Annotated in this window: 13 protein-coding genes; 10 read left to right on the top strand and 3 right to left on the bottom strand. The window is 65.5% G+C overall.

What is annotated here, in order from left to right; all coding sequences use genetic code 11:
• The 7 genes from KAZ48_09010 to KAZ48_08980 form a co-directional block, all read left to right on the top strand.
• A partial coding sequence (locus tag KAZ48_09010; protein MBP7972928.1) for a hypothetical protein occupies positions 1–519 on the top strand: 519 nt, incomplete at its 5' end.
• A gap of 102 nt (positions 520–621) precedes the next feature.
• Positions 622–939, top strand: a complete 318-nt coding sequence (gene purS, locus KAZ48_09005; GenBank protein ID MBP7972927.1) for a phosphoribosylformylglycinamidine synthase subunit PurS — start codon at positions 622–624, stop codon at positions 937–939.
• Positions 936–1,625 (top strand): phosphoribosylformylglycinamidine synthase subunit PurQ, encoded by a 690-nt coding sequence (gene purQ / locus KAZ48_09000; protein ID MBP7972926.1) that lies wholly within the window; start codon positions 936–938, stop codon positions 1,623–1,625. The genes purS and purQ overlap by 4 nt, the downstream gene beginning before the upstream one ends.
• Positions 1,622–3,979, top strand: coding sequence for a phosphoribosylformylglycinamidine synthase subunit PurL (purL, locus tag KAZ48_08995; protein ID MBP7972925.1), 2,358 nt, complete (start codon positions 1,622–1,624; stop codon positions 3,977–3,979). The genes purQ and purL overlap by 4 nt, the downstream gene beginning before the upstream one ends.
• A 120-nt stretch (positions 3,980–4,099) precedes the next feature.
• Positions 4,100–4,450 carry a hypothetical protein gene (locus tag KAZ48_08990; GenBank protein MBP7972924.1) on the top strand — a complete coding sequence of 117 codons (351 nt, stop codon included), beginning with the start codon at positions 4,100–4,102 and terminating at the stop codon, positions 4,448–4,450.
• A 33-nt stretch (positions 4,451–4,483) separates the two neighbouring features.
• On the top strand, positions 4,484–6,034 hold the full coding sequence (locus KAZ48_08985; GenBank protein ID MBP7972923.1) for an amidophosphoribosyltransferase: 1,551 nt from the start codon (positions 4,484–4,486) through the stop codon (positions 6,032–6,034).
• The gene (locus KAZ48_08980) at positions 6,031–7,146 is read left to right on the top strand and encodes a phosphoribosylformylglycinamidine cyclo-ligase (GenBank protein ID MBP7972922.1); all 1,116 of its coding nucleotides are present in this window, start codon (positions 6,031–6,033) and stop codon (positions 7,144–7,146) included. The genes KAZ48_08985 and KAZ48_08980 overlap by 4 nt, the downstream gene beginning before the upstream one ends.
• A 109-nt stretch (positions 7,147–7,255) precedes the next feature.
• Here KAZ48_08980 and KAZ48_08975 read toward each other — a convergent pair whose 3' ends face one another.
• Positions 7,256–7,606, bottom strand: coding sequence for a helix-turn-helix domain-containing protein (locus KAZ48_08975; protein ID MBP7972921.1), 351 nt, complete (start codon positions 7,604–7,606; stop codon positions 7,256–7,258).
• Between the two features lie 280 nt (positions 7,607–7,886).
• Between KAZ48_08975 and KAZ48_08970 the strand changes: the two genes are divergently transcribed.
• Positions 7,887–8,093, top strand: a complete 207-nt coding sequence (locus KAZ48_08970; protein MBP7972920.1) for a DUF3073 domain-containing protein — start codon at positions 7,887–7,889, stop codon at positions 8,091–8,093.
• Positions 8,094–8,279: 186 nt separating this feature from the next.
• On the opposite strand, the gene KAZ48_08965 is transcribed toward KAZ48_08970, so the two are convergent.
• A complete protein-coding gene (locus tag KAZ48_08965) occupies positions 8,280–8,501 on the bottom strand; it encodes a hypothetical protein (GenBank protein MBP7972919.1) in 222 nt (73 codons plus the stop codon).
• A gap of 28 nt (positions 8,502–8,529) precedes the next feature.
• Here KAZ48_08965 and KAZ48_08960 point away from each other — a divergent pair, with 28 nt between their 5' ends.
• A complete protein-coding gene (locus KAZ48_08960) occupies positions 8,530–8,910 on the top strand; it encodes a CHAP domain-containing protein (GenBank protein MBP7972918.1) in 381 nt (126 codons plus the stop codon).
• A 10-nt stretch (positions 8,911–8,920) separates the two neighbouring features.
• Here the strand turns inward: KAZ48_08960 and KAZ48_08955 are convergent, their stop codons facing one another.
• Positions 8,921–9,559, bottom strand: coding sequence for a phosphatase PAP2 family protein (locus tag KAZ48_08955; protein MBP7972917.1), 639 nt, complete (start codon positions 9,557–9,559; stop codon positions 8,921–8,923).
• A 12-nt stretch (positions 9,560–9,571) separates the two neighbouring features.
• Here KAZ48_08955 and KAZ48_08950 point away from each other — a divergent pair.
• Positions 9,572–10,170, top strand: a 599-nt coding sequence (locus tag KAZ48_08950; protein ID MBP7972916.1) for an NAD(+)/NADH kinase, incomplete at its 3' end; no start/stop codon positions are given.

Genomic DNA, 10,170 nt, shown 5'->3' with positions numbered 1-10,170 from the left:
TCGGTCAAGGGCAAGGTGCACAGGTCCGTGCTCGTGCGCGTCAACAACATCTGCACGCTGGTTGAGCGGGCATTGCCACGGGCCAACGAACTCGGTCCTGGCAGCGCGGAAATGCACGTGCTGTCGAAGATGACAACCGACTACCTACCCAGTGCGCTGGGGCCGTACCTGAAGATGCCGCGGCCCTATGCCGAACGCAATGCGCTAGCCGACGGCCGGACGGCGACGCAGGTGTTGTGTGCCCAGCTGGACGTCATGTACGCGCAGATGTGGCAGGTCAACAACGCGATCCTGCAGTCCGACGGCGACCGGCTGATCGCCAACGGCAGGTTCTTGGAGGACAAGTTCGGCCCATCCAGCTTCGACCTTCCCGGAGCACGGCCCACGGCTTCCGGAGCGCAGGCTCCCACAAATCCGCCCGGCGAGGCCCTGAAGTCGAACTTGCAGCTCGCCAGTGAGTTGATCTCGATCACCGCCCAGCATGCCTATGAGCGCTACCGGAATCGCAAGCGGAGCTGACCGCCGCGAACTCGCACGTTCGGATTCACGCGCGCTGCACGAGGCGCTCTTGGGCGAGGGATAACATGGGTGGACCGCCCAAACCGATGCATCGGAGATCCCGTGGCCCGCGTTGTTGTCGACGTAATGTTGAAGCCTGAAATCCTCGACCCGCAGGGCCGCGCAGTCAAAGGCGCGCTGACGCGCTTGGGCCTGCCCGGCGTTGCCGATGTGCGCCAAGGTAAGCAGTTCATCATTGACCTCGACGGCGAACTCGATGAGACGGTGCTCGCTCAACTCCACGAGCTCGCTGCGGATTTGCTGAGTAATCCGGTGATCGAGGACTACGAGATGTCAGTGGACGTAACCGGCGGCGAGGACGAGCATGCCGAGCACACCGGCACTGCCGTTGGCGCCAGTTCCGATGCAATCGTCCAATGAGCGCACGGATTGGCGTTGTCACCTTCCCCGGGACCCTCGACGATGTCGACGCCTCCCGCGCAGTGCGTCTCGCCGGCGCCGAGCCGGTTGAACTCTGGCACGGCGATCACGACCTCAAGTCAGTCGAGGCAGTGATCCTGCCCGGCGGTTTCTCCTACGGCGATTACCTGCGCTGCGGTGCCATCTCGCGGTTCTCACCGGTGATGACCGAGGTCGTTGCTGCGGCCGGGCGCGGTATGCCGGTGTTGGGGATTTGCAACGGTTTCCAGGTGCTGTGCGAGTCGCACCTGCTGCCGGGGGCCCTGACGCGCAACGAGTCGCTGCACTTCGTCTGCCGCGACCAGCGTTTGCGGGTCGAGAACACCGGCACTGCCTGGACAAACGCCTACGAGCAAGGCCAGGAGATCGTCGTCCCGCTCAAGAACGGAGAGGGCCGGTACGTCGCTGACGAGGCCACTCTGGACGAGTTGGAAGCATCCGGCCGGGTGGTTTTCCGCTACGTCGACGTCAATCCCAACGGATCGCGCCGCGACATCGCTGGCATCTGCAACGCCACCGGCAATGTCGTTGGGCTCATGCCTCATCCGGAGCATGCGGTGGAGGAACTCACCGGACCGGGGACGGATGGTCTGCCAATGATCGCCTCAGTCATCGCCGCCCTGACTGCCGACGGAGTGCTCGCATGATCGACACAGTTGGGCACGCTGCCCAGGATCCAGAGCACGAGCAGCCATTCGCCGCACTCGGCCTCAAGCACGACGAGTACGAGGAGATCCGCAAGATTCTGGGACGTCGTCCCACCAGTTCGGAACTCGCCATGTATTCGGTCATGTGGTCCGAGCACTGCTCGTACAAGTCGAGCAAGGTCCATCTGCGCCAGTTCGGCGAGAAGGCCCCGCCGAGTGAGGCAATGATGGTGGGCATCGGCGAGAACGCCGGCGTGGTGGACATCGGCCAGGGTTGGGCAGTCACCTTCAAGATCGAGAGTCACAACCACCCGTCGTACGTCGAGCCGTATCAAGGTGCCGCTACCGGCGTCGGCGGCATTGTCCGCGACATCATCTCAATGGGCGCCCGTCCGTTGGCGGTGATGGATCCGCTGCGATTCGGCCCGAGCGATGCGCCCGACACGGCTCGGGTGTTGCCCGGAGTGGTGGCGGGGATCGGTGGCTACGGCAACTGCCTGGGCCTGCCCAACATCGGCGGTGAGATCGTCTTCGACCCGACGTACCTGGGCAACCCGTTGGTCAACGCTCTGTGCGTCGGCGCGATGCGGCACGAGGATGTCCACCTCGCGAATGCCCGCGGGATCGGAAACCAGATCATTCTCTACGGCGCCCGGACTGGTGGCGACGGCATCGGCGGAGTCAGCGTGCTCGCGTCGGAGACCTTCGATGAGGGTGGCCCCACCAAGCGGCCCAGCGTTCAGGTCGGCGATCCATTCATGGAGAAACTCCTGATCGAATGCACCCTTGAGGTCTTGCACGCTGGCCTGGTAGAAGGCATCCAGGATCTTGGCGGTGCTGGAATCTCCTGTGCTACCAGCGAATTGGCCAGCAACGGCGACGGAGGCATGCACGTCGTGCTCGACCGAGTGCCGCTGCGCGACTCCACGTTGACACCGGAAGAAATCCTGATGAGCGAGTCGCAGGAACGCATGTGCGCGGTGGTCACGCCCGAGAACGTCGATGCGTTCATGGCCATCTGCCAGAAGTGGGACGTCGAGGCCGTTGTCATCGGTGAGGTCACCGAGACCGGGCGACTGACCGTGCAGTGGCGTGGCGAAGAAATCCTCAACGTGCCCCCGCGCAGCGTCGCCCACGATGGTCCGGTCTACCACCGCCCGTTCGCACGACCTGACTGGCAGGACGCGTTGCAGGCAGACTCGGCGATCGGCTTGGCCCGTCCGAGTTCCGGCGCGCAACTGCGGGAGACGGTGCTGTTGCTGACAGCATCGCCGAACCTCGCGGACAAGTCCTTCGTGACCGACCAATACGACCGATACGTCCAGGGCAACACCGTGCTCGCGCAGCCCGAGAACGCCGGTGTCGTACGCATCGACGCTGAGTCCGGACTCGGGGTTGCATTGGCCACTGACTGCAACGGACGGTTCGCCCAACTCGACCCCTACCAGGGTGCCCAGTTGGCTTTGGCCGAGGCGTACCGCAACGTATCGGCGACCGGTGCCGTTCCGCTGGCCGTGACAGATTGCCTCAACTTCGGTTCGCCGGAAGATCCCGCCGTCATGTGGCAGTTCGAACGAGCCGTTACGGGCCTCGCCGACGGATGCCTGCAGCTCGGCGTTCCGGTGACAGGCGGCAACGTGAGCTTCTACAACCAGACTGGCGACACCGCGATCCTGCCGACTCCGGTGGTGGGCGTCCTTGGCGTTCTGGACGATGTGGATCGCCGTACCCCGATGAGTTGGGGTCCCGATGGCGAACTCATCTACCTGCTCGGCACCACCCGCGACGAACTCGACGGCTCCGCCTGGGCGCAGGTCATCCACGACCACCTTGGTGGCATGCCACCGCTGGTCGACCTTGAGGCCGAGCGCCAACTGAGCCAGATCCTGGTCGCGGGATCGCGCGACGGGATGCTCACGGCCGCGCACGACCTGGCCGACGGCGGGGTCGCCACGGCGCTGGTGGAGATGGCGATTCGGTCCGGGGTAGGTGCCCGCACCTGGGTTCCCGACGACCTCGACCCATTTGTATTCCTGTTCTCCGAATCAGCGGCTCGCGCGATCGTGGTGGTTCCGCGGACGGAGGAGCTGCGCTTCACCGAGATGTGCTCCGCGCGGAACTTCCCGTGCACCCGCATCGGCGTCGTCGACTCTGGCTTAGCCCAGGATGGCGGTGATCCCGGCGCGGCCGATGGCGAGGCGCGGGACAGTGGCGATGCGCGGGATGGCGGCGAGGCGCAGGACGGTGGTCACGAAGCTGGTACCCAGTTGCTCGAGGTCGGGGACTTGTTCACCCTCACCCTCGACGAGCTGCGCGCCGCCCACACGGCAACCTTCCCCGCCCTTTTCGGATAACCCCCCGCCCGTGCACATGCTCGCCCCCGCCACTCCGCCAACCCAGGAAGTTACCCAGTGGTATGGCTGTTTCCCGGGCGGTTTTGCAGCCATACCACTGGGTAACTTTTGGCCCCGGTCATGACGGGGGCCAAAACGCGGGCCGTGGCGGCGTGCCTGACGGCCTATGACGCGCAGGAGCAGCCCGAGCGCGCGACCGAGCGACAGGCGGTCAAAGACGTGCTCGCGCGCCTCACGGAGGTGGCCCCGGGCAACAGCGTCGAGGTGCGGATCCCGCCGTACGCGGCGGTGCAGGCAGTCGCGGGTATTCGCCATCGCCGGGGAACCCCGCCCGCATCGGTGGAATGCGACGCGCGAACGTGGCTGGAGGTCGCGACGGGGCGTCTGACCTGGGCCGATGCCGTCGCCGCTGGCCGGATCTTCGCGAGCGGCGAGAGAAGTGACCTCGCGGCTTTGATGCCACTGGTGTGAAGTGCGACCGAACCCGCTTACACTCGTAGAGTGATGCGTGGCGACGGTCGGCTATCGCACGACCTGCTTCCCGGTGAAAAGGGCCCTCAAGACGCCTGTGGTGTGTTCGGCGTCTGGGCGCCTGGTGAGGCCGTCGCAAAGCTCACCTACTTCGGCCTTTACGCGCTGCAGCATCGCGGCCAGGAATCTGCGGGCATCGCGGTCAGTGACGGCAATGAGGTCGTCGTCTACAAGGAGATGGGCCTGGTCTCACAGGTTTTCAACGAGGCGATCCTGGAGAGCCTGCGGGGATACCTAGCCGTTGGTCACTGCCGCTACTCGACGTCAGGAGCCAGTGTCTGGGAGAACGCTCAGCCGACCTTCCGGGCAACCGCGACTGGTCGAATTGCCCTGGGACACAACGGAAACCTCACCAACACCGCCGAACTCGGCGACGAGTTGCTGCGCCGCGCTGACCGTTCAGGCGAGCTTCCACTCGGTCAGCACGTCAACGCGACCAGTGATACCGACTTGATGACCGCGCTGCTCGCCTCGCACCCGAACCGCAGCCTGGAAGACGCCGCGATGATCGAGCTTCCGCACATGCGCGGCGCATTCTCATTGGTGTTCATGAACGACGAGACGCTCTACGGTGCCCGCGATCCGCAGGGGATCCGACCGTTGGTGCTCGGGCGCCTTGAGCGCGGGTGGGTCCTTGCCAGCGAGACAGCAGCGCTGGACATCGTTGGCGCTTCATATGTTCGAGACATCGAACCGGGTGAGCTCGTTGCCATCGATGAGCGCGGACTGCGCTCGCAGAAGTTCGCCAAGCCCGCGCCCAAACACTGCCTTTTTGAGTATGTCTACCTAGCCCGCCCCGACACGTCGCTGGACGGTCGCAGCGTGCACGCGACGCGCGTCGACGTTGGCCGGCGACTGGCCGAGGAGCACCCCGCGGACGCCGACTTGGTCATCCCCGTGCCCGAATCGGGGACTCCGGCCGCTGTCGGATATGCGCAGGCCTCCGGCATCCCGTTTGCCCAGGGTCTGGTCAAGAACGCCTACGTGGGCCGAACCTTCATCTCGCCGTCACAGACTCTGCGGCAGCTTGGCATTCGACTCAAGCTCAACCCTCTGCGCGACGTTATCGCTGGCAAACGCCTCGTGGTGGTCGACGATTCAATCGTGCGCGGCAATACCCAGCGCGCCATCATTCGGATGCTGCGGGAGGCTGGAGCTCGCGAGGTGCATGTGCGCATTTCCTCGCCGCCGGTCAAGTGGCCGTGCTTCTACGGCATCGACTTCGCGACCCGCGCCGAGCTCATCGCCAACGGACTGACCGATGACGAGATCCGCACCTCCATCGGTGCCGACTCACTCGGCTACATCAGCTTGGAGCGACTGATCGAGTCGACGGAGGTCCCCAAGGACGACCTGTGCCGGGCGTGCTTCGACGGCGTCTACCCCGTACCGCTCCCAGAGCCGAAGGTCATCGGCCACGACACCCTTGAGCCGGTGGATGTGGTGTCGCCGAACGGACACGGCCCGGGTCTCGCGGCAGTCAGGCAGGGAGGCGGCGCGGCTGACGCGCTGAGCCATCCGTGACCCGACCCCCCAACCCCGAACCGGCGAGCACCTACGCCGCCGCTGGAGTGGACGTCGAGGCTGGCGAGCGCGCGGTCGAGTTGATGAAGGCCGCTGTCGCTGGCGCAACGCGTCCCGAGGTTGTCGGGAGCCTTGGCGGGTTCGCGGGCCTGTTCGACGCCTCGGCGTTGAGCCGTTTCCGCCGACCGCTGCTTGCGACCTCAACTGACGGCGTCGGCACGAAGGTCGCGGTCGCTGCCGCGATGGATGTGCACAACACCATCGGTATCGACTTGGTTGCCATGGTCGTGGACGATCTGGTGGTTACCGGCGCCGAACCGTTGTTCATGACCGACTACATCGCTTGCGGCAGGGTCGTCCCCGAGCGCATCGCGGCGATCGTCACTGGCATCGCCGACGGCTGCCGAACGGCCGGTTGCGCCCTGCTCGGAGGGGAGACTGCCGAACACCCCGGCTTGCTCGACCCCGACGAGTACGACGTTGCCGGTGCTGGAACGGCGGTCGTTGAGGCCGATGACCTACTCGGGCCGCAACGTGTTCGCGCGGGTGACCGGGCGATCGCGATGCGGTCATCTGGACTGCATTCCAATGGCTACTCGTTGGCCCGGCACGTGCTGTTGAACTCAGCTGGCTGGGCGTTGGATCGCGACATGCCCGAGTTCGGCCGCACGCTCGGAGAGGAGCTGCTCGAGCCGACGCAGCTCTACACCCAGCAGTGCCTGGACCTGGCCCGCGCCGCGGACGTCGACGTGCACGCGTTCTCGCACGTGACCGGCGGGGGTTTGGCGGCGAATCTCGCCCGGGTACTGCCAGCGGATCTGCACTTGGACGTGGATCGATCGACGTGGTCCCCGCAGCCGGTATTCCACACGATCGGGTCACAAGGCGGCGTCGAGACGTTGGAGTTGGAACGAACCTTCAACATGGGCATCGGCATGGTGGCCTTCGTGGCGCCGGATTCAGCTGACGCCGCACTTGGGCGGCTGGCAGACCGTGGCATCAGCGCCTGGGTCTGTGGGGCCGTGCGGTCGCGGACCGACGCTGACCTCAGCGACGCCCCGGCCAAGGGCGGCGGCGGTGGCTCGGTCCATCTCAGCAGCTCGTACGCCTGACCCGCCCGAGGCGGGTCCTACGGCGGAAAGTTACCCAGTGGTATGGCTGCAAAACCACCCGGGAAACAGCCATACCACTGGGTAACTCCGGCAGGTAACGGCTCGGCGATCAGGTGGAGGTTGGGAGTCCGGCGGAGGAGCCGGGGGTTGCCGGAGGTGCCGGCAGCGGCTCAAGACCGGTGGGAACGGCTTCGGCGTCCCGGACGGTCTCTTCGTATGACTTCCCGGCCGCCGGAGACTCGGGGGTTCCGTTGTGGTTGCTCGTCGGCGGTGCCGGGATTCCCTCAAGCAACGCCTTGACCTCACTGGCCAGGTAGCGCCGATGTCCGCCCAGGGTCCGAACCGAGCTCAACTTTCCGGCTTTGGCCCATCGCGTCACCGTTTTGGGGTCGACTCGAAACATCGCAGCCACCTCAGCGGGGGTCAGCAGCGGCTCTGAGTCGTTCGTTGGGACGGTCATCAGTTCGAGTTTGGGGGTACGGACGGGGTTATTGCAACCGTTTGCGGCGATTTGATCCCCCAGCAGGGGCGACCTAGGGCTGCCAACATCGGACCAACGGGGTAGTCTGAGCAACGAACTGCTGGGAGTGTCAGCGTTACTCCTTGGCCGACAAGGCCAAGGGACCCTTGGATTTCATCCGAAACTGCTCAATGAGTAGGATTGCGGGAATTCTGGGACGCAACATTTCCTTCTTCGTGACAACGCCGATTCCGGGTTATCCGGGCGAGGGGGTCGAGCCATGGGGCGCGGCCGAGCTAAGGCCAAGCAAACTAAGGTCGCTCGCGAGCTGAAGTACAACGCTCCGCAGACTGACTTCGACGCATTGCGCGCCGAACTCACTGGGGACGCACATGATCGTGAGAGGAGTCGTCCGCCCACGCGTGACGACGATGACCCGCTGGCCAAATACGCCGACGACGACGACGACGAGTACGGCGGTCGCTGACCCGTACAGGCGTGTCGTCGGACGACGAATCGCCCAATTGCGACATGTCGGTCGAAGCAGGGCAAACAGCGGTCCAAAGCAGGCCCTCGTATCAGAGTGTGCTGGCTCACATCAGGGCCCCTGTGTGTGCCCGTGACAAGCCACACAGACCGCTCGATGGGCTACTCAAACGTGTTGCGGTGGGCTCTACTCGACCTTCGTGTCCAACTCTTCCGGCGCCACGGCGCCCAACGCGTCGACCGGTTCCCCTTCCAGCCGTAAGCGGTTAGTCGCGCTTGCCTCGGCAGCGTTGACAGTCCCGCTGCTGGCCACCTTGGTAGCCGCAACCCCTGCGTCTGCGGCGGGAAGCGGCCCATCAACCCGCGCGTTCAGTTCCGCGATGCTGCGCACCGGATCGTTGCCAGCCAAGTCTTGGCTCGGTGGGAAGGGTGTGCGTGTGATTCGGTCGCGTCAGTGCGGCGAGCTCGCGGTTCGGCTGTATTCGAAGAAGGGCTGGGGCGCGGTTCGCTCCTCGCGCACCGGCGGTTCCGAATCGATTCCAGAAGGCAGCCCTTCGCTGCGGTTCCATCGCAACGGTCGCGGCTACCTCCCCGTGCCGGGCGACATTGTGGTCGAGAAGGGCGGCAACCGACGCTACGGCCACGTCGCGGTCGTCGATCGAGTGGTTGGCAAGCGCATCATCACCGTCGAGCAGAACGCCAATCCGTCGGGTTGGCACGTTTACCGCTTCCGCGGCAAGACTGCGGTCGGCGCCTACAACGGTCGCTTCGTGCGTGGATTCGTCCACAGCCCCAAGAACCACCTACAGAACCCGTAGCCGCAAATCGTCACGCCCGGGCTATCACCAGCGACGTTCCCGCAGCGAGCGCGAGGCCCAGTACCGCACCCAACAGCACGTCGCTGGGGTAATGCACGCCCGTATGAATGCGCGAGTAGCCGACCACAACGGCAACCACTGCCGGCACCACGGCCACGCGCGGCAGCACGCTGCTGACCCCGACCGTGAATGCACACGCAGCGGCGGTATGGCCGGACGGGAACGAGTGCGACTCCGGCATCGACACGTGATGGACCGTTCCCGCCACGTGGTCGCGATGGGTCGCAAGCCGGTTCGGCCGGGCCCGCCGTGCCAGCGGCTTGACGACCAGGTTGGCGGTCGCGGAAGTCACCGCGACCGACGCCATCCCGACCAGTGCGGCACGACGCCCACGCCTGCCACCGCCGGCAGCCAGGGCAAGCGCCATCGCAAGAGAGATCTTGGAGTTGTCGGCGGTATTGGTCAGTCGGCTGACGGCAATGTCAAAGCGCGTGCTGGTGTCCCCTGACAACCAGGTGTAGACGGTGCGATCGACCCGACCCAGCGTGTCCCAGAGTCGAGACCCCGAGTTGGTGGCCCGACCGGGCAATTGCGGAGCTTGCCGCTCAGTTGAACCACCGACACTGGGAACTCGCGGACTCGGGGCCATAGGCTCGATCGTATGAGTAGCCGCCGCGGCCTTGCACTGCTGACCTTGCTGTTGCTTGCGGTCGGCTGCGGATGGGTGCTGGTGGTGATGTTCCACTCGTTCCCACACGGGCTTATCTCGATTCTGCTCATCGCGCTGGCGTTGGCGGCCTGCTGGGAGGCGATCCGGCGGCGCGCAGTGAGCCGGGCGCTGTTACTGGTGATTGGCGCTGGGCTGCTGGTCGGGGCCCTTGTCGACATCATCGTCGGGAACCTCGTGCTGGACGTGCTCTTCCTCGCCCTGTTGACCACCGGCGCCGTGCTACTGGCCAAGCGGGTGTTCCATCTGCGGATCAGACTGCCTGCGGCCCCGGCGCCATCTCGTGCTGTCGTGTTTTGGAATCCACACTCCGGTGGCGGGAAAGCCGCAGCTGCCGACCTAGCCGACGAGGCACGCTCGCGCGGGATCGAACCCGTGGAGCTCCAGCAGGGTGACGACCTGGAACACCTTGTTCGCGATGCCATCGAGCGGGGAGCGGACGCCCTGGCCGCAGCCGGGGGAGACGGCACGCAGGCGATCGTTGCTGGCGTTGCCGCCGAACATGACCTTCCGTTCGCGTGCATTCCCGCTGG

The organism is Candidatus Nanopelagicales bacterium (assembly GCA_018003655.1).
Classification (GTDB): Bacteria; Actinomycetota; Actinomycetes; order S36-B12; family UBA10799; genus JAGNDY01.
Note: the sequence above shows the minus strand (reverse complement) of the source record. Positions and strands in the feature narration are given on the sequence as shown.

Excerpts from the sequence above, each read along its gene's own strand:
- purQ (MBP7972926.1), top strand. The coding sequence starts at position 936 with ATGAGCGCACGGATTGGCGTTGTCACCTTCCCCGGGACCCTCGACGAT.
- purL (MBP7972925.1), top strand. The coding sequence starts at position 1,622 with ATGATCGACACAGTTGGGCACGCTGCCCAGGATCCAGAGCACGAGCAG.
- KAZ48_08990 (MBP7972924.1), top strand. The coding sequence starts at position 4,100 with ATGACGGGGGCCAAAACGCGGGCCGTGGCGGCGTGCCTGACGGCCTAT.
- KAZ48_08985 (MBP7972923.1), top strand. The coding sequence starts at position 4,484 with ATGCGTGGCGACGGTCGGCTATCGCACGACCTGCTTCCCGGTGAAAAG.
- KAZ48_08975 (MBP7972921.1), bottom strand. The coding sequence starts at position 7,606 with ATGACCGTCCCAACGAACGACTCAGAGCCGCTGCTGACCCCCGCTGAG.
- KAZ48_08970 (MBP7972920.1), top strand. The coding sequence starts at position 7,887 with ATGGGGCGCGGCCGAGCTAAGGCCAAGCAAACTAAGGTCGCTCGCGAG.
- KAZ48_08955 (MBP7972917.1), bottom strand. The coding sequence starts at position 9,559 with ATGGCCCCGAGTCCGCGAGTTCCCAGTGTCGGTGGTTCAACTGAGCGG.